The sequence below is a fragment of the Thermoactinomyces sp. CICC 23799 genome, assembly GCF_016055145.1.
Taxonomy (GTDB): domain Bacteria; phylum Bacillota; class Bacilli; order Thermoactinomycetales; family Thermoactinomycetaceae; genus Thermoactinomyces; species Thermoactinomyces intermedius.
On the sequence record NZ_JAECVV010000003.1, the window covers coordinates 78,911 to 97,021 of the forward strand.

General features: G+C 49.2%; 17 protein-coding genes and 2 other annotated features (1 of these 19 running past the window's edge). All 17 genes read left to right on the top strand.

The genetic code is table 11. The features are described 5' to 3' along the window. Nucleotides 1-216 (top strand) — a binding site (T-box leader); it begins 2 nt to the left of the window's first position. A 66-nt stretch (nucleotides 217-282) separates the two neighbouring features. Further along, nucleotides 283-1,050 (top strand): serine O-acetyltransferase, encoded by a 768-nt coding sequence (cysE, locus tag I8U21_RS04630; protein ID WP_220215041.1) that lies wholly within the window; start codon nucleotides 283-285, stop codon nucleotides 1,048-1,050. Beyond that, nucleotides 989-2,386, top strand: coding sequence for a cysteine--tRNA ligase (gene cysS / locus I8U21_RS04635; protein ID WP_181732397.1), 1,398 nt, complete (start codon nucleotides 989-991; stop codon nucleotides 2,384-2,386). Before cysE ends, cysS begins: the two co-directional genes overlap by 62 nt. Then, the gene (locus tag I8U21_RS04640; RefSeq protein ID WP_370527026.1) at nucleotides 2,383-2,919 is read left to right on the top strand and encodes a Mini-ribonuclease 3; all 537 of its coding nucleotides are present in this window, start codon (nucleotides 2,383-2,385) and stop codon (nucleotides 2,917-2,919) included. Before cysS ends, I8U21_RS04640 begins: the two co-directional genes overlap by 4 nt. Then, nucleotides 2,810-3,550, top strand: coding sequence for a 23S rRNA (guanosine(2251)-2'-O)-methyltransferase RlmB (rlmB, locus tag I8U21_RS04645; RefSeq protein ID WP_181732398.1), 741 nt, complete (start codon nucleotides 2,810-2,812; stop codon nucleotides 3,548-3,550). Before I8U21_RS04640 ends, rlmB begins: the two co-directional genes overlap by 110 nt. Further along, nucleotides 3,543-4,064 carry an NYN domain-containing protein gene (locus I8U21_RS04650; protein ID WP_181732399.1) on the top strand — a complete coding sequence of 174 codons (522 nt, stop codon included), beginning with the start codon at nucleotides 3,543-3,545 and terminating at the stop codon, nucleotides 4,062-4,064. Before rlmB ends, I8U21_RS04650 begins: the two co-directional genes overlap by 8 nt. Before the next feature lie 95 nt (nucleotides 4,065-4,159). Continuing rightward, nucleotides 4,160-4,825 (top strand): RNA polymerase sporulation sigma factor SigH, encoded by a 666-nt coding sequence (gene sigH, locus I8U21_RS04655; protein ID WP_037997009.1) that lies wholly within the window; start codon nucleotides 4,160-4,162, stop codon nucleotides 4,823-4,825. Between the two features lie 327 nt (nucleotides 4,826-5,152). Beyond that, entirely contained in the window at nucleotides 5,153-5,317 is a 165-nt protein-coding gene (locus I8U21_RS04660; RefSeq protein ID WP_181732400.1) for a hypothetical protein, read from the top strand. Nucleotides 5,318-6,230: 913 nt separating this feature from the next. After that, on the top strand, nucleotides 6,231-6,380 hold the full coding sequence (gene rpmG / locus I8U21_RS04665; protein WP_037997011.1) for a 50S ribosomal protein L33: 150 nt from the start codon (nucleotides 6,231-6,233) through the stop codon (nucleotides 6,378-6,380). Between the two features lie 39 nt (nucleotides 6,381-6,419). Beyond that, complete coding sequence (gene secE, locus I8U21_RS04670; RefSeq protein ID WP_037997014.1) at nucleotides 6,420-6,644, top strand: preprotein translocase subunit SecE; 225 nt, start codon at nucleotides 6,420-6,422, stop codon at nucleotides 6,642-6,644. 45 nt (nucleotides 6,645-6,689) lie between these two features. Continuing rightward, the gene (gene nusG, locus I8U21_RS04675; protein WP_037997016.1) at nucleotides 6,690-7,223 is read left to right on the top strand and encodes a transcription termination/antitermination protein NusG; all 534 of its coding nucleotides are present in this window, start codon (nucleotides 6,690-6,692) and stop codon (nucleotides 7,221-7,223) included. A 166-nt stretch (nucleotides 7,224-7,389) separates the two neighbouring features. Then, nucleotides 7,390-7,815 (top strand): 50S ribosomal protein L11, encoded by a 426-nt coding sequence (gene rplK / locus I8U21_RS04680; protein WP_037997076.1) that lies wholly within the window; start codon nucleotides 7,390-7,392, stop codon nucleotides 7,813-7,815. An 88-nt stretch (nucleotides 7,816-7,903) separates the two neighbouring features. Then, nucleotides 7,904-8,602 (top strand): 50S ribosomal protein L1, encoded by a 699-nt coding sequence (rplA, locus tag I8U21_RS04685; RefSeq protein ID WP_181732401.1) that lies wholly within the window; start codon nucleotides 7,904-7,906, stop codon nucleotides 8,600-8,602. Nucleotides 8,603-8,742: 140 nt separating this feature from the next. Then, nucleotides 8,743-8,897 (top strand) — a sequence feature (ribosomal protein L10 leader region). A gap of 26 nt (nucleotides 8,898-8,923) precedes the next feature. Beyond that, the gene (rplJ, locus tag I8U21_RS04690; RefSeq protein ID WP_037997020.1) at nucleotides 8,924-9,427 is read left to right on the top strand and encodes a 50S ribosomal protein L10; all 504 of its coding nucleotides are present in this window, start codon (nucleotides 8,924-8,926) and stop codon (nucleotides 9,425-9,427) included. 41 nt (nucleotides 9,428-9,468) lie between these two features. Next, on the top strand, nucleotides 9,469-9,834 hold the full coding sequence (gene rplL / locus I8U21_RS04695; RefSeq protein ID WP_198053392.1) for a 50S ribosomal protein L7/L12: 366 nt from the start codon (nucleotides 9,469-9,471) through the stop codon (nucleotides 9,832-9,834). 120 nt (nucleotides 9,835-9,954) lie between these two features. After that, nucleotides 9,955-10,557 (top strand): class I SAM-dependent methyltransferase, encoded by a 603-nt coding sequence (locus tag I8U21_RS04700; RefSeq protein WP_181732403.1) that lies wholly within the window; start codon nucleotides 9,955-9,957, stop codon nucleotides 10,555-10,557. Nucleotides 10,558-10,792: 235 nt separating this feature from the next. Beyond that, a complete protein-coding gene (gene rpoB / locus I8U21_RS04705) occupies nucleotides 10,793-14,347 on the top strand; it encodes a DNA-directed RNA polymerase subunit beta (protein ID WP_181732404.1) in 3,555 nt (1,184 codons plus the stop codon). A gap of 71 nt (nucleotides 14,348-14,418) precedes the next feature. Then, nucleotides 14,419-18,033 carry a DNA-directed RNA polymerase subunit beta' gene (rpoC, locus tag I8U21_RS04710; protein WP_198053393.1) on the top strand — a complete coding sequence of 1,205 codons (3,615 nt, stop codon included), beginning with the start codon at nucleotides 14,419-14,421 and terminating at the stop codon, nucleotides 18,031-18,033. The last annotated feature ends 78 nt before the right edge of the window (nucleotides 18,034-18,111 follow it).

Here is an 18,111-nt window from a genome sequence, read left to right on the forward strand (position 1 = left end):
CAAGGCTGTGATCGGGAGAGTCAGATGTTAAAGGAATTCCAGAGAGGAGCTGGCTGGTGCGAAGCTCCATTCCTGAACATCTGATATGCACCCGGGAGCTGACCTCTGAAACGGATGCGGTCCGGAGTAGGAGGATCCGGCCACCCGCCGTTATCGGGAAAAAGTGGGGCCTGTCAGGCCCAAACAGAGTGGAACCGCGGATATACCGTCTCTGTAGCTTGCGTGCTGCAGAGATTTTTTATTTCCTATTTCCAAATCGGCGATAAGAGGGGGAAACCTGATATGCTGTGGAGTAAGAAAAGTGGAATTCGCCAAACTCTGCAGGCAGATATTCAAGCGGTGTTTGACCGGGATCCGGCGGCTCGGAGCACTTTGGAAGTGGTGTTGACTTATTCCGGATTGCATGCATTATGGGCTCACCGGTTGGCACATTGGTTCTACAAAAAACGTTTGTTGCTCATTGCGCGTATAATATCCCAGTTAAACCGATTTTTTACCGGGATTGAGATTCATCCCGGTGCCAAAATCGGCCGGGGGGTCTTCATTGATCACGGAATGGGCGTGGTCATCGGAGAAACGTGTGAAATCGGTGATTATGTGACGATTTATCAAGGCGTCACATTGGGCGGGACCGGCAAAGAAAAAGGAAAACGGCATCCGACGATCGAGGATCATGTGATGATTGCGTCCGGGGCAAAAGTTTTGGGTTCCATTCGTGTCGGACGCTTTGCCAAAATCGGAGCCGGCTCGGTGGTCTTGCGGGATGTGCCGCCAAATTCCACCGTTGTCGGAGTGCCGGGACGGGTGGTGATCCAGGACGGCGTACGGGTGAAAGATGATTTGGATCAGGTGAACCTGCCCGACCCGGTTGCGGAAACATTGCGATCCATGCATGTGGAAATGGATGCGTTAAAAGCCCGGTTGAGTGAGTTGGAAGCGAAGTTAAAGTGCACGGAAAATCCAGTGGATCAGGGAGGAACAACCGACGATGACAATACGGCTTTACAACACGCTGACCAGAAAGAAAGAAGTGCTTCAAGTACAAAATAATGAGGTTCGCATCTATGTGTGCGGACCGACGGTATATAACTTTATTCATATCGGGAACGCCCGTGTCTTTGTCTTTTTTGACGTGGTGCGTCGGTACTTGCGTTCCCGGGGTTATCGTGTGACCTATGTGCAGAATTTCACCGATGTCGACGACAAGTTGATCCGGGCCTCCCAAGAAACGGGAAAACCGGTGCCGGAAATCGCCGAACAATACATCCAAGCTTATTTTGAGGATATGGATACGTTGGGGGTGCAACGGGCGGACGTGCATCCGCGGGCAACCGAGCATATTCAGGAGATGATTGAAGCGATTCAGGATCTGATCGACAAAGGATATGCGTATGAAAAGAACGGGGATGTTTACTTCCGCTCCTTGCGCAAAAAAGATTACGGAAAACTGTCCCATCAATCGCTGGAGGAATTGAAGGCGGGGGCCAGGATCGAAATCAATGAACAAAAGGAACATCCGTTGGATTTTGCATTGTGGAAAGCTGCCAAGCCCGGGGAAATCAGCTGGGAAACGCCTTGGGGACGCGGGCGGCCCGGCTGGCACATCGAATGTTCCGTGATGGCGCGCAAATACCTGGGGGACACGTTGGATATCCATGCAGGCGGAGCCGATCTCTGCTTCCCCCATCACGAAAACGAAATCGCACAAAGCGAGGCATGGACGGGCAAAACATTTGTGCGTTATTGGCTGCATAACGGGTATATTAATATGGGAAATGAAAAGATGTCAAAATCGCTCGGGAATGTCAAACGCGTGGTTGAATTGCGTAAGACCTATTCCCCGGAGGCGATCCGGTATTTCCTTTTATCCGCCCATTACCGGCATCCGATTTCCTTCAGCGACGAAGTAATGAGGCAGGCGGAAGGAAGCATTGAACGGATCCAAACCGCGGTGGAAAATTTAAAACACCGGTTGGATTCGGCTCTTCCCGGCGAAGAAGATCCGGAAACGGCCGCGAAGCTGTCAAGGTACAAAGAGCAGTTTGAAGCCGAGATGAACGATGATTTCAATACAGCCAATGCCATCAGTGTGCTGTTTGAAGTGGTCAAATTGGCGAATGAAACGGTGGCAAAACCGGTCGTGTCCAAGGAAACGGTCCAAGCAATCCTGGATTGGCTGAAAACGCATGGAGAAGAAATTTTGGGCCTTGTCACAACCGAATCGGAAGACCGCCTGGAGCAGGAGCTGGAAGCCTTGATCGAAGAAAGGCAAAAAGCGCGCAAAGCCCGGGATTTTGCCAAAGCTGACGCGATCCGGGACCAGCTTTTGGCCCGCGGAATTGTGCTGGAAGACACACCACAAGGAGTTCGATGGAGAAGAAAATGAGTGAAAACATGTTCGGAATGCTTCGACCGCTGACCAAAACCCCGCGGGAATATAATCCGTTGTTGCTGGCTTATCTGGGTGATGCCGTGTATGAGATTTTTATCCGGCATCACCTGGTGGCCCGCGGCATTGCCCGGCCTCAGGACTTGCAAAAAGAGGCGTCCAAGTTTGTTTCTGCTTTGGCCCAGGCCAAAGTGTACAAAGCGATTGAAAATGATTTGACGGAAGAAGAGCGGGACATCTTAAGACGCGGCCGCAATGCCAAGTCGGGAAGTGTCCCCAAAAACGCCAAGGTGACGGATTACAGGCAAAGCACCGGATTGGAAGCGTTGATGGGCTACCTGTATTTGAAAAAAGATGAACAACGTTTGCATGAATTAATGAATTCAGCGATAGAGATTGTCGAAAAGGGGTACAAGAAAAATGATAGACTGGATATACGGGAAACACGCCGTTTTGGAAACTTTGAAGTCCGGGCGCCCGGTGGAAAAAATTCTTTTGGCAAAAAACATCAACAAATTCAGCGTGAATGAGATCATTGAACACGCCAAAAAACAAAACGTTCCGTTCCAATGGGTGCCCCGTACCCGTTTGGATCAATTGGCGGAAGGGAATAACCATCAAGGAGTCGTTGCCCAAGTCGCTGCCTTTGAGTACGCTTCGCTGGAAGACCTTTTTGAGCGGGCGGAGCAGAAACAGGAGGCACCCTTTTTTTTGCTTTTGGACAGCATTGAAGATCCCCACAACCTCGGATCGATTTTGCGTTCAGCTGATGCCTCGGGGGTGCATGGGGTCATCATTCCGAAGCGGAGGGCGGCAGGGGTGACTTCCGTGGTGGCAAAAACTTCGGCTGGTGCGGTGCAACATGTGCCGGTTGTCCGGGTGACCAATTTGAACCGTGTTGCCGATGAGTTGAAAGAGCGGGGAGTCTGGCTCGTCGGAAGCGACGGATCGGCCGAACAGGAGTATACCCGGGTCGATTACAAAATGCCGGTTGCCATGGTGATCGGGAACGAAGGGCGCGGGATTCATTCGTTGTTGAAAAAGAAATGCGATTATTTGGTGAAGCTCCCGATGAGAGGGAAGGTTTCATCGTTAAATGCATCGGTTGCGGCGGGAATTCTCATGTATGAAGTCATGCGCTGCCGGATGAACGATGGTTAAGCATGAAGAATGGCTGGTGGTGGATGGGTATAACGTGATCGGTGCCAAGTCGGGGGTGCACTGGAATCCGGTTTCAATTGAGGAGGAACGGGTTCAGCTGATTCGCGATTTGTCTGAATATCAGGCGATGACCGGACGGCAGGTCCATCTTGTGTTTGATGCGCATTCCACACCAGGGATTGATGTGAAAACCGACGAAGAGAAAATTTTGGTTTACTACACCCGCCGCGACGAAACCGCGGATGAGTTTATCGAACGCTTTGTCAAGAAGCATAAAAACCCGCACCGTTCCATTTATGTGGCAACGTCAGATTATCTGGAGCAACGGATGGTTTTTGGGCAAGGGGCCTACCGCATCTCTTCCAGGGAGCTGTTGGAGGAGATCCGGATCGCCAAGGAGAAATTAAACAAAAAATTGAAACGGGAGAAGCAACAAAAGCAAAGAAACACCTTGGAAGAAAGAATAAGTATCGATCTCAAACAGATATTTGAAAAATGGAGAAGGAAAAAATAGGTTAAAATTTGACGTTTTTGTTTCACTTCGGATATAATAACATTACTGTGGGTTAATATAAGGGTTTATAGGCTACTTGGTCGGGAGGGAAAGCGGTGAGTGTAAATCTTCAATCCAGTAATTTTGTCACTTACGACAGAAATGCTGATTACAAAAACATGGCCGACGAAGAGCTGGTTTATGGCGTACGCGTGGGAGATCATCAGGCTCTGGAATATTTGATTAATAAGTACAAAAATTTCGTCAGGGCGAAAGCGAGATCCTATTTTCTCATCGGAGCCGATCACGAAGATATCGTGCAGGAGGGGATGATTGGGCTATTTAAAGCGATTCGGGACTTTAAGGGGGACAAGCTGGCTTCGTTTAAAGCATTTGCCGAATTATGCATCACGCGCCAGATCATCACAGCGATCAAAACGGCTACCCGACAAAAACACATTCCGCTCAACTCTTATGTGTCATTGGACAAGCCTGCTTACGATGACGATACGGACAGGACGTTGCTGGATAAAATCCCCGGAAGTCTATCAAACCCTGAGGAGATCTACATCAGCCAGGAAGAATATAATGATATTGAAGATAAAATAGCGAAAATTCTTAGTGATTTGGAACGGAAAGTATTGATGTTGTATCTGGACGGACGTTCTTATCAGGAAATCGCGGTCGACTTAAATCGACATGTGAAGTCGATCGACAATGCCTTGCAGAGAGTGAAACGGAAATTAGAAAGATACCTTGAAGTGCGTGAACTTTCTTTATGATGCAAAAAAGCACCGGTTCACAAAAGAACAGGTTTCGTACCTGTTCTTTTGTTTGGATTCGACAAAAAACATCATGATTCCTTTTCGTTTAAGATAAATTGTATTAAAAATTTGTACTGATTGTATTTGGTTTCGCAGTTTGAATGCCTTGGGAATCTATTTTATGCCCGTTGTATCCGGTGAATAAAGGGGATTGCAAAAGAGGTGTTGGAAAGTGCCGGAAGATTTCCGGTTCTCCTATTCTTAATACATTGAATTTTTAGATGACGGCAGAGTATTCGTATTATAATAAAACCAAAAGCCCTGATGATTACTGAGAGGGATCTCATGGAACACAAAGATGAGCAAGAACGAAAATTGGGAGATGCTCTGACCGTTTCTTATTTCACTCTTCTGCTCTATGTTATCAGCTTCTTTACGGATACTGCCTATAAATTGTACTTTCACATCCCTGTTTACTACTCGGAATTCACTTTGGATTATTATTTGTAATCTGCCATTATGATTCCGATCATGATGATTGTGATTATCGCGACCGTTTGGTCGGGTGGGATCCAGGATGGAGTGCTCCGGTCTGTGCGTCGGGCGAAGTTTTATAATGAGCGGAATTATCAATCGGCTAAAACATTGATGTCCGTTATTTATCGTTATTTTATTTTGTATAGTGTCGTGGGGATGTTTCGGGTGGTTGGCGAGAATCAGTATGTTGTCCCTTTTCTCATTTCAATATTTTTCTATTTTCACAAGGGAGTCATTCGGTTGCAAAGCATGAAAAAAAAGTCATTTTTTCTTTCAACCCCCCCAATACCATGGAAATACCGATGGCAACGGTATAAAAAGCTTTATCTTCGCATTGTAAAAGAGCAAAGAACCGTTTTTGAGTTTTATCGGTATTTTCCAAGTACGGCTCAAATGCTTTGAATGATAGTTCTGTTATCGCTGATTATCATCTTATTTGCCTATAAAACCGGTTTGTACACGGCACAAAACCAGACTTATTTTTATACGGTGAAAATGGAAAAAAAGAGAAATGGGTTGTGTAGGGGACTTATGATGACTCGTTGATCGTTGCGCCGCTTAGAAAAAAACAAATTGAAGACAGATTCCGGTTGCTTGATCGCAAATCCAAAGAAGCATTATCGGCTGATTACGAAAAAGTGGGCCCGCTGAAGGCAGCAGATGGAAAAAAGCAGGGGACGGACCGGTTTATCATTATTTAAAATAAGGGGATTTTGATTCATGGATAAAAACAGGCTGGTTATTGATCGCCGCAATTTGTGTCAATAATGGTTTTACAAACGGCTTTACATTGACAGCAGGGAGCCAGTGTGATAATGTAATTTGGGTATTTTCTATCGTTTCCTTCCGTTTGAACGGCGACATGATGAAGAGGAGGTGTCGGAAGATGCGGGTGAACATTACACTGGCTTGCACCGTGTGTCGTTCGCGCAACTATGCGTTGACCAAAAACAAAAGCAAACATCCGGATCGCATGGAGTTACGCAAATATTGTCCGCGTTGCAATTCGCATCAAATCCATCGTGAAACCAAGTAATCAGGTTTTAGCTGCTTGATAGAAGATGGGGGTGACAATATGGCTGCTTTTCAAGGCCTTAGACGTGGAGTCCGGAAAAGCGTTTCCGGTACAGCCGGCTTTTTCCGGGGAAGCATTCAGGAACTGAAAAAAGTTCGCTGGCCAAACCGGCAGGAAATGTTTAACTACACCGTTGTGGTTTTGCTGATTGTGATACTCTTGGCTGTCTTTTTCTTTGTCGTGGATGCTGGGATTTATCAGTTGGTGAAACTGATTACTAAATAGCAGTCATTTTTTAAGGGGGGGACAGGGGTCAAACCCTGATGAGCAATGGAGAAGAATTGGTATGTGGTTCACACGTATTCCGGCTACGAGAACAAAGTGAAAACCAACCTGGAAAAGCGTGTCCATTCCATGGACATGCAAGATAAGATCTTCCGCGTTCTTGTACCAATGGAAGAAGGAATCGAGCACAAAGACGGAAAAAAGAAAACGGTAATGCGAAAAGTCTTTCCGGGTTATGTGTTGGTAGAGATGGTTATGACCGACGACTCGTGGTATGTCGTGCGAAACACACCAGGAGTGACAGGATTCGTGGGTTCATCAGGGGCAGGGTCCAAGCCAACTCCCCTTATGCCGGATGAGGTTGATGCCATCCTGCGTCAAATGGGCATGGAAGAGTCTAAGGTGACGGTTGATTTTTCGATTGGCGAAAATGTCAAAGTGAAGGAAGGACCGTTCGCTAATTTTGTCGGAAGAATTGACGAAATTGATGCCAGCCGTTCAAAAATCAAAGTAATGGTCAATATGTTCGGCCGGGAGACGCCGGTTGAACTGGATTTTGACCAAGTGGAAAAAATTTAGCGAACCGAAAGCTTTCGTTTCTTTTTTGTGTGTGGTAAAGTATAACTGTTTGTTGTATGTTACCCCCATCTTTGGGGCGAGCGCAAGCCTGACTGAAAGGGAGCTTGCCTTTCCGTGGGAGGGTAATACCCGAGAAAACCACATGTTTGAAGGAGGTTGGATTCGCGTGGCCAAAAAAGTCATTAAAGTGGTCAAGCTGCAGATTCCGGCTGGGAAAGCCAATCCGGCACCGCCTGTGGGTCCGGCATTGGGTCAAGCTGGTGTGAACATCATGGGATTTTGTAAAGAGTTCAATGCCCGCACGGCTGAACAAGCCGGACTGATCATTCCGGTTGAAATCACGGTTTATGAGGACCGTTCCTTTACATTTATCACCAAAACTCCTCCAGCTGCCGTTCTCTTGAAGAAAGCAGCCGGAATTGAATCCGGATCCGGTGAACCGAACCGGAACAAAGTAGCGACCATTAAACGGGATAAAGTGCGTGAGATCGCTGAAATGAAAATGCCCGATTTGAATGCCGCAAGCGTGGAAGCCGCCATGCGCATGGTGGAAGGCACGGCAAAAAGCATGGGCATTCAGATTGAAGACTGATCGGGCGAAGAGCCGGGCTGCTCTGCCACGAGCAGCTTGAAGCTTGTGGGAGGATCTTCCGCTAAGACCACGAAAGGAGGAAATGAACGTGGCAAAACACGGCAAAAAATATCTTGAGGCGCTTAAAAAAGTGGACCGCGAAAAACTCTACAGCCCTCAAGAAGCTTTGGAACTTGTGAAAGAAATTTCCACTGCGAAGTTTGATGAAACGGTCGAAGCAGCGTTCCGTCTGGGAATCGACACCAAAAAAGCTGACCAGCAAGTAAGAGGTGCGGTGGTGTTGCCGCATGGTACCGGGAAAACCAAACGCGTTCTCGTCTTTGCCAAAGGGGAGAAAGCAAAAGAAGCTGAAGCTGCCGGTGCCGATTATGTCGGAGATGAAGAGACGATCAACAAAGTCAGCCAAGGTTGGCTCGATTTTGACGTGGTTGTGGCCACTCCCGACATGATGGGACAAGTCGGACGTTTGGGACGGATCCTGGGACCGAAAGGATTAATGCCCAACCCGAAAACCGGTACGGTTACCTTTGAAATCGAGAAAGCCGTCAAAGAAATCAAAGCCGGTAAAATTGAATACCGTGCCGACAAAGCCGGTATTGTTCACGCTGCGATCGGTAAAGTTTCCTTTACGACAGATCAATTGCGTGAAAACTTGCAAGTGTTGGCTGAAGCTTTGATGAAAGCCAAACCGGCTGCTGCCAAAGGAACCTACATGAAGAGCGTGACCGTTTCTTCGACCATGGGACCTGGCGTTGCCGTCAGCGCACAACAATTGGTCGGTCGTTAATTTTTGCATCTGGAAATCTTTTGCACGGGGCAATGAAGAGAACAAGTATTGCCCGGTGATGACTTTTTTGATATAATCCGAGTCATGATGTGATTCGCCGGCGGCAGGGGGCCTGCCGCGAATGTGGTGAATCCGCAATAATTGGATATAGCTTTTTACCGTAGACAGTAGGTGCCAAGTTGCTGCTTAATATCCTACCGAGGTAAGGATACATGCATGGATGTGGTGTGTGCCGCGGAATCCATATGAGTAACTGAAGCCTTCGACTGTCTACGGAGGCTTTTTCTATTTTTAAAAACTCCTGATGAGGAGGTGTGCCGCGTGTCCAAAGCGATTGAAAGAAAAAAACAAGTTGTCGCAGAAATCGCAGAAAAACTGGAAAAGAGCAAAAGCACCATTGTAGCTGACTATCGCGGTTTGGATGTAAAACAAATGAACGAGCTGCGCAAACAATTGCGCGAAGCCGGCGTTGAATTCAAGGTGCTCAAAAATACGCTGACCCGCCGTGCTTGCGAACAAGTCGGCGCCAACGACCTGACCGAGCATCTGACCGGGCCGACCGCAGTTGCATTCAGCTACGAAGATGTAGTGGCTCCGGCCAAAATTCTCCATGGCTTTGCCAAAGAGAACAAAGAGCTGGAAATCAAAGGCGGTTTGGTGGAAGGGAAAGCCGTCAGCCTTGATGAAATCAAGGAACTGGCAGAACTTCCGTCCTACGAAGGTTTGCTCTCCATGTTGCTTAGCGTGTTGCAAGCGCCTGTGCGCAACTTTGCACTGGCTGTCAAAGCAGTGGCTGACAAAGATGGAGAAGCTGCCGAAGCTTAAAAAATTATTGATATCTAACAGAATGCAAGGAGGTTTCCTTTATGTCTAAAGAAGAAATCATTCAAGCGATTAAAGAAATGAGCGTTCTCGAACTGAACGATCTTGTAAAAGCAATTGAAGAAGAATTCGGTGTAACGGCTGCGGCTCCGGTTGCAGTGGCTGGTGCTGCCGGCGGCGGAGATGCTGCTGAAGAAAAAACTGAATTCGATGTTGTGCTTGCCAATGCAGGCTCCTCCAAAATCAACGTCATTAAAGCCGTTCGCGGTATTACCGGCCTCGGCTTGAAAGAAGCAAAAGCACTTGTTGACAACGCTCCGTCCCCGATCAAAGAAGGAGTTTCCAAAGAAGAAGCAGACAAAATCAAAGCAGAACTCGAAGAAGCTGGTGCTACTGTAGAAGTGAGGTAATCGTTTGGATCCGGCTAACCCGTCGTCATACGGTCGGCGGGTTCTCTTTTTAAAGCAGACGATCCGAAATTTGAGATGAGAAGGACTGGTCTTCTCTTCAAAAAAGGAGATCCGTTATCCATGGCTGATCACTATTTTTCCCGTCAACCTGAGTCGAAAAGTGAAGAGCGCGAAATCCAAGCCGTTTTGTCGGGCATATCCTTCCGTTTTCAAACGGATGCCGGTGTGTTCTCGAAAAAGGGAATTGATTTTGGCTCCCGCCTTTTGATTGAAAGCGCCGAGATCGAACCGGAATCGGCCGTTCTTGATTTGGGCTGCGGCTACGGACCGGTTGGAATTGCGGTGAGCAAAACGGTACCGGATGTCAAAGTGACTATGGTGGATGTGAATGAACGGGCTGTTCAGCTGGCAAAAGCGAATGCAGCTTTGAATCAGGCGGATGGCCGTGTGGAAATTTTGGTCAGTGACGGGTTCTCTCAACTGCAAGGCAGGAAGTTTGACCATATTTTGCTGAACCCGCCCATTCGCGCGGGGAAATCAACGATTTACCGTCTGTTTAAAGAAGCGTCTGATGCCCTTCATCCAGGGGGATCTTTGTGGATCGTCATCCGCAAACAACAGGGAGCGGAATCGGCCAAAAAAGAGTTGGAACAATTATTTGCAGATGTCGAAGTGGTCCGGAAGAAAAAAGGGTATGTCATTATCCGCTCACGAAAAGATTGACACTAAATTTTCGTTATGATAGTGTATTAAATTGCAGAAAGTGTCTTTGAACTCATAGAATCATTGAAAACGGTTGTGTGAAAACCGGTTGGTTTATTGCGCGATCCAACTGGATAAAATAGGTAAATAGACTGCTTCTAGGTAAAAATGAGGTTCAATATCACTCATTTTCTTTTTTTACTTTGACAACCGCATCTGGAAAGCGGTTTTGACTGGGTGCGAGGGGGGAGTTTATTTGGCTGGTAAAATGATCCCGTGTGGTCGTCGGCAACGTCGTAGTTATGCTCGCATTAACGAGGTTTTGGAATTACCGAATCTGATCGAGATTCAGCTGAAGTCATACCAATGGTTTTTGGACGAAGGTTTGCGGGAAATGTTCCGCGACATTTCGCCCATCGAAGATTTCACGGGGAATCTGGTGTTGGAATTTATCGATTACAGCTTGGGGGAACCCAAGTATACCGTGGAGGAAGCAAAAGATCACCAGGTTACCTATGCAGCACCGTTGCGTGTGAAAGTTCGCCTGATCAATAAAGAGACCGGTGAAGTCAAGGAACAGGAAGTGTTTATGGGTGACTTCCCGCTCATGACGGAAACCGGAACCTTTATCATCAACGGCGCGGAACGAGTCATTGTAAGCCAATTGGTTCGTTCGCCCAGTGTGTATTATAACACGAAAGTGGACAAAAACGGGAAGCCGACTTATACTGCCACAGTAATTCCAAATCGTGGCGCTTGGCTTGAGTTGGAAACCGATGCCAAAGATATCATTTATGTTCGCATTGATCGTACACGGAAAATTCCGGTGACGGTTCTTTTGCGTGCGCTTGGATTCAGCAGCGATGCGGAAATCCTCGATTTGTTGGGGGATGACGAATACATCCGTAACACCCTGGACAAAGACAACACGGGGAATACTGAAAAAGCGCTGATTGAAATTTATGAACGTTTGCGTCCGGGAGAACCGCCAACCGCGGAAAATGCCCGCAGTCTGCTTTATGCGAGATTTTTTGACCCGAAACGTTACGACTTGGCAAGTGTCGGACGCTATAAAATCAATAAAAAACTGCATATCAAAAATCGTTTGATCAATCAAAAACTGGCTGAACCCATTGTGGATGCTGAAACCGGTGAAATTTTGGCCGAAGCCGGACAAGTTCTGGAACGCCGCGTGTTGGACAAGTTGATGCCTTATCTCACCGGGGAAAAGGCATACGGTTACAAGTCTTACAAAGTGCGTGGTGGCGTGCCGGAAGACGGAACGATTGAGTTGCAATCCATTAATATTTTCTCCCCGACGGAAGACGGAAAAGTGATCAAAGTCATTTCGAACGGGGAAGTGGACGACTCGGTCAAACACATTACCGCTGCGGATATTTTGGCTTCCATTAACTACTTTATCAACTTGTTGCACGGGGTTGGCTCAACGGATGACATTGACCATCTCGGAAACCGCCGTCTGCGTTCCGTCGGGGAATTGTTGCAAAACCAATTCCGGATCGGTTTGTCCAGGATGGAGCGTGTTGTGCGTGAACGGATGTCCATCCAGGATGCCAATGCCATCACACCGCAAGCGCTGATTAATATTCGTCCGGTGATTGCCGCGATCAAAGAATTTTTCGGCAGCAGCCAGTTGTCCCAATTCATGGATCAGACCAACCCGCTGGCTGAGTTGACGCACAAACGCCGTTTGTCAGCATTGGGTCCCGGTGGTTTGACCCGGGAGCGCGCAGGGATGGAAGTGCGTGACGTTCACCACTCACACTATGGTCGGATGTGTCCGATCGAAACTCCTGAGGGTCCGAACATCGGGCTGATCAACTCGTTATCGACATATGCACGGGTCAATGAGTACGGATTTATTGAGACGCCGTACCGCCGGGTCGATCCCGAAACCGGAAGGGTCACGGATCAAATCGATTATCTGACTGCGGATGAAGAAGACCATTTTTACGTTGCCCAAGCCAACGCTGAATTAAACGAAGACGGAACCTTTGCCCATGAAACGGTGACCGTCCGTTACCAAGATGAAACGATTACCGTTCCGCGGGATCGGGTCGACTACATGGACGTTTCCCCGAAACAGGTCGTGTCGGTGGCAACGGCATGTATTCCGTTCTTGGAAAACGACGACTCCAACCGTGCGTTGATGGGATCGAACATGCAGCGTCAAGCCGTTCCGTTGCTCCGCCCGAGAGCGCCGTATGTCGGGACCGGCATGGAGCATATTGCCGCCCGGGATTCGGGGGTCATGGTTCGTGCCAAACGGCCCGGCACCGTTGTGCGGGTGACGGCGGATGAAGTTTGGGTCCGCCATGAGGAAGAAGTAGACGGCCGCGTGGTTGAAGGGGACATCGACAAGTACAAGTTGACGAAGTTTGCCCGTTCCAACCAGGGAACCTGTATCAACCAGCGTCCGGTTGTCAAGTACGGGGAGAAAGTGAAAGCCGGTGACACGCTGGCAGACGGTCCTTCCACCGAACAAGGGGAATTGGCACTGGGACAAAACGTGGTGGTCGCGTTCATGACATGGGAAGGTTACAACTACGAGGACGCGATCCTGTTAAGTGAAAAGCTTGTGAAAGAAGATGTCTACACATCGATTCACATTGAAAAATACGAAAGCGAAGCACGGGATACCAAATTGGGTCCGGAAGAAATCACACGGGATATTCCCAATGTCGGGGAAGATGCGCTGAAAAACCTGGATGAACGCGGAATCATCCGCGTGGGGGCTGAAATCAAACCCGGCGACATCCTCGTGGGGAAAGTCACTCCGAAAGGAATGACCGAACTGACTGCGGAAGAGCGCCTGTTGCACGCCATCTTTGGAGAAAAAGCGCGGGAAGTTCGCGACACCTCACTGCGCGTTCCCCATGGGGAATCCGGAATCGTTGTCGATGTAAAAGTGTTTACTAGGGAAAACGGAGATGAGTTGCCGCCTGGCGTCAACCAACTGGTTCGCGTGTACATCGCTCAAAAACGGAAGATTTCCGAAGGGGACAAAATGGCAGGACGCCACGGAAACAAAGGGGTTATCGCAAAAGTTCTGCCGGAAGAAGACATGCCGTTTTTGCCCGACGGCACGCCGGTTGAAGTGGTGCTGAACCCGCTCGGGGTTCCGTCGCGGATGAATATCGGACAGGTTCTGGAGGTCCACCTCGGCATGGCCGCGAAAGCGCTGGGGCTTCATATGGCGACACCGGTCTTTGACGGCGCGACCGAGAATGATGTCTTTGACACGTTGGAAGAAGCCGGACTCAGCCGGGACGGAAAAACCATCCTGTACGATGGCCGGACGGGTGAACCGTTTGAAAACCGTGTCACGGTCGGGGTCATGTATATGATCAAACTGGCCCACATGGTTGACGATAAAATTCACGCCCGTTCAACCGGACCGTACTCGCTGGTTACCCAGCAACCGCTCGGCGGTAAAGCGCAGTTCGGCGGTCAGCGGTTCGGTGAGATGGAGGTATGGGCGCTGGAAGCTTACGGTGCAGCCCACACCTTGCAGGAAATTCTCACTGTGAAGTCGGACGATGTCGTCGGTCGCGTGAAAACGTATGAAGCGATTGTCAAAGGCGAAAATGTGCCAGAGCCGGGTGTTCCCGAATCATTCAAAGTTCTCATCAAAGAACTGCAAAGTCTGGGAATGGATGTCAAGATCCTTGCCGGCGATGAGCAGGAAATTGAGATGCGCGAACTGGATGAAGAAGATGAACCGGCCAATGAAAAGTTAGGATTTGATTTGTCGGTCGATGAAGGCAATAAATCCAACTCTTCTTCGTAGTGCGAAAGGGGGAGCGTGAGAAACGCTCTCCTTACGCACAACGGGATGAATCCTGAGGGAGGAATCGCCCAATGCTCGATGTAAATAACTTTGAATTTATGAAAATTGGTCTCGCCTCGCCCGAAAAGATCCGTTCCTGGTCCCGCGGTGAGGTGAAAAAACCCGAAACGATCAACTATCGTACGTTAAAGCCGGAAAAAGAAGGCTTGTTTTGTGAAAAAATCTTTGGTCCGACCAAGGACTGGGAGTGTCACTGCGGAAAGTACAAACGGGTCCGGTACAAAGGGGTTGTTTGTGACCGGTGCGGTGTGGAAGTAACCCGTTCGAAAGTGCGCCGCGAACGCATGGGGCATATCGAATTGGCCGCACCCGTCTCCCATATTTGGTACTTCAAAGGAATTCCCAGCCGGATGGGTCTGGTTCTGGATATGTCTCCCCGTTCGCTGGAAGAAGTGATTTACTTCGTTTCCTACGTGGTTGTGGACCCGGGATCGACCCCGTTGGAGAAAAAACAATTGTTGTCGGAAAAAGAATACCGTACTTACCGCGAAAAATACGGCTCCGCATTTACGGCCATGATGGGGGCCGAAGCGATCAAACGGTTGCTTTCCGAAATTGATCTGGATAAAGAAGTCGAGGCACTGAAAGAGGAACTGCAAACGGCACAAGGACAAAGACGCAACCGTGCGATCAAACGTTTGGAAGTGCTGGAAGCATTCCGCACCTCCGGAAATGATCCGGCATGGATGGTTTTGGATGTTTTGCCGGTGATTCCTCCGGAATTGAGACCGATGGTCCAACTGGACGGCGGACGGTTTGCCACTTCCGACCTGAACGATTTGTACCGCCGGGTGATTAACCGGAACAACCGCTTAAAACGTTTGTTGGATTTGGGTGCTCCGGACATCATCGTACAAAACGAGAAAAGGATGTTGCAGGAAGCGGTCGACGCTTTGATCGATAACGGCCGGCGCGGTCGTCCGGTGACCGGTCCGGGAAACCGCCCGCTGAAGTCGTTGTCGCACATGTTGAAAGGGAAACAAGGACGTTTCCGTCAAAACCTGCTCGGAAAACGGGTCGACTATTCCGGCCGTTCGGTAATCGTCGTCGGTCCTCACTTGAAAATGTACCAATGCGGCTTGCCTAAAGAAATGGCTTTGGAGCTCTTTAAACCATTTGTCATGAAAGAGCTGGTGGCAAGAGGGCTGGCCCACAACATCAAAAGTGCAAAACGGAAAGTGGAACGCGTCCATCCCGAAGTTTGGGACGTCCTGGAAGACGTCATCAAGGAACATCCGGTTCTGTTAAACCGTGCTCCGACGTTGCACCGTTTGGGGATCCAAGCGTTTGAGCCGGTCTTGGTGGAAGGGCGTGCCATCCGTCTGCACCCGCTCGTATGTACGGCTTATAACGCGGACTTTGACGGGGACCAAATGGCGGTTCACGTGCCCCTTTCGGCCGAGGCGCAAGCGGAAGCCCGGCTGTTGATGCTGGCGGCGCAAAACATTTTGAACCCGAAAGACGGCAAGCCGGTTGTCACGCCTTCTCAAGACATGGTTCTTGGTTCTTACTATTTGACGCTGGAAAAACGAAACGATCCCGGAGAAGGAAGTGTGTTCTACTCCATTTCCGAAGCGATCAACGCATACGATCACGGTTATGTCACGTTGCATTCGCGGATTGCGATTCCGGCGAAAAACGTGGGCAAAAACGTCTTTACGGAAAAACAAAAGAACGCGCTCTTGGTGACAACCGTCGGGAAATTGATTTTCAACGAAATTTTCCCGGCAGATTTCCCGTATATCAATGAACCGTCCAAAGAAAACATGGTACGCACTCCGGACAAGTATTTCATTTTCGAAAAAGGAACCAACGTGAAAGAGTTCATCCAGAACATAGAGGAACCGTCTGCTTTGAAAAAAGGACACCTCGGAACGATCATTGCCGAGTGTTTCCGCCGTTTTGGAACCACGGTCACCTCCCAGGTTCTGGACAAAATCAAAGAGTTGGGATATAAGTATTCCACCAAAGCGGGAATCACGATTTCCGTTTCCGATGTCACGGTTCCGGAAGAAAAGAAAGACATTTTGGCCAAAGCAGACGAAGAGGTCCAAAAAGTCCTCAAGCAATACCGTCGCGGTTTGATCACCGACGATGAACGGTATGAACGCGTCATTTCGATCTGGAGCCAGGCCAAAGACCAAATCACGGACGTCCTGATGAAGAAAATGGGCAAATTCAACCCCATTTACATGATGGCCAACTCCGGTGCACGGGGGAACGTGTCGCAAATCACCCAGCTGGCCGGAATGCGCGGTCTGATGGCGAACCCGGCCGGTAAAATCATTGAGCAGCCGATTCGCACGAACTTCCGTGAAGGTTTGACCGTGTTGGAGTACTTTATTTCAACACACGGTGCGCGGAAAGGTTTGGCGGATACCGCTCTCAGAACGGCAGACTCCGGTTATTTGACCCGCCGTCTGGTCGACGTGGCCCAAGATGTGATTGTCCGTGAAGACGACTGCGGCACGGATAAAGGAATTTCCGTGACCAAACTGGCCGAAGGCAATGAAGTGATTGAGGAACTGTATGACCGGATCGTGGGACGGGTTGCTTTCCAAACGGTTCGTCATCCTGAAACAGGTGAAGTGATTGTCCGCCGGAATGAATTGATCGATGAAGACATCGCCAAAGAAATTGTGGATGCGGGGATCGAAGAAGTGGTCATCCGTTCGGTGCTGACATGCCGGACCCGGCACGGGGTGTGCAAAAAATGTTACGGCCGCAACCTGGCCTTGGGTACGCCGGTGGAAGTCGGTGAAGCCGTCGGAATCATTGCCGCCCAATCGATCGGTGAACCCGGTACCCAGCTGACGATGCGTACTTTCCATACAGGCGGGGTGGCCGGAGACGACATCACCCAAGGTTTGCCGCGGATTCAAGAGCTGTTTGAAGCCCGGAATCCGAAAGGTCAGGCCGTCATCAGTGAAATTGCCGGTACGGTGAAAGACATCCGCGAAACCAAGGATCGCCGTGAAATTGAAATCGAAGGAGCGGTGGAATCCAAAGTTCATGTCGTACCATACGGCGCACGGCTGAAAGTGGACGTGGGCGATGTCGTGGAAGCCGGTATGGAACTGACCGAAGGTTCGGTGGATCCGAAAGATCTGCTCCGCATCAAAGGCGCCCGCGGGGTTCAAAATTATATCTTGCGTGAGGTACAAAAAGTGTACCGCTTGCAAGGGGTGGAAATTAATGACAAACACGTTGAGGTCATGGTGCGCCAAATGATGCGCAAAGTCCGGATCACCGATGCCGGTACGACGGATTTGTTACCGGGGTCCATCGTGGATATTCACGATTATGAAGATGCCAACCGGAAAGAACTGTTGTCGGGCGGGGATCCGGCAGTGGGTCGTCCGGTTTTGCTCGGGATCACCAAGGCTTCACTGGAGACCGATTCCTTCCTGTCGGCAGCGTCGTTCCAAGAAACCACCCGCGTCTTGACCGATGCCGCCATCAAAGGAAAAGTGGATCGTCTGTTGGGATTGAAAGAAAACGTGATTATCGGGAAATTGATCCCGGCCGGTACCGGTATGGACCGTTACCGTTCCATGGGATACAAGTTGGCGAATGAAGTCGGGGGCAGCGACAAACAGGAGAAGGAAAAGGTAACGATTGAGTAGTGATTTTTATTGACTTTGCTCATTCATGGTGGTAATATATCCTCGTGTGCTTGGATGTAAATCATTCACTTTGGAGGG

What these genes read in the sequence shown, in the direction of transcription:
- cysE (WP_220215041.1), top strand. Translation starts at nt 283, where the DNA reads ATGCTGTGGAGTAAGAAAAGTGGAATTCGCCAAACTCTGCAGGCAGAT.
- cysS (WP_181732397.1), top strand. Translation starts at nt 989, where the DNA reads ATGACAATACGGCTTTACAACACGCTGACCAGAAAGAAAGAAGTGCTT.
- I8U21_RS04640 (WP_370527026.1), top strand. Translation starts at nt 2,383, where the DNA reads ATGAGTGAAAACATGTTCGGAATGCTTCGACCGCTGACCAAAACCCCG.
- rlmB (WP_181732398.1), top strand. Translation starts at nt 2,810, where the DNA reads ATGATAGACTGGATATACGGGAAACACGCCGTTTTGGAAACTTTGAAG.
- I8U21_RS04650 (WP_181732399.1), top strand. Translation starts at nt 3,543, where the DNA reads ATGGTTAAGCATGAAGAATGGCTGGTGGTGGATGGGTATAACGTGATC.
- I8U21_RS04660 (WP_181732400.1), top strand. Translation starts at nt 5,153, where the DNA reads ATGGAACACAAAGATGAGCAAGAACGAAAATTGGGAGATGCTCTGACC.
- rpmG (WP_037997011.1), top strand. Translation starts at nt 6,231, where the DNA reads ATGCGGGTGAACATTACACTGGCTTGCACCGTGTGTCGTTCGCGCAAC.
- secE (WP_037997014.1), top strand. Translation starts at nt 6,420, where the DNA reads ATGGCTGCTTTTCAAGGCCTTAGACGTGGAGTCCGGAAAAGCGTTTCC.
- nusG (WP_037997016.1), top strand. Translation starts at nt 6,690, where the DNA reads ATGGAGAAGAATTGGTATGTGGTTCACACGTATTCCGGCTACGAGAAC.
- rplL (WP_198053392.1), top strand. Translation starts at nt 9,469, where the DNA reads ATGTCTAAAGAAGAAATCATTCAAGCGATTAAAGAAATGAGCGTTCTC.
- I8U21_RS04700 (WP_181732403.1), top strand. Translation starts at nt 9,955, where the DNA reads ATGGCTGATCACTATTTTTCCCGTCAACCTGAGTCGAAAAGTGAAGAG.
- rpoC (WP_198053393.1), top strand. Translation starts at nt 14,419, where the DNA reads ATGCTCGATGTAAATAACTTTGAATTTATGAAAATTGGTCTCGCCTCG.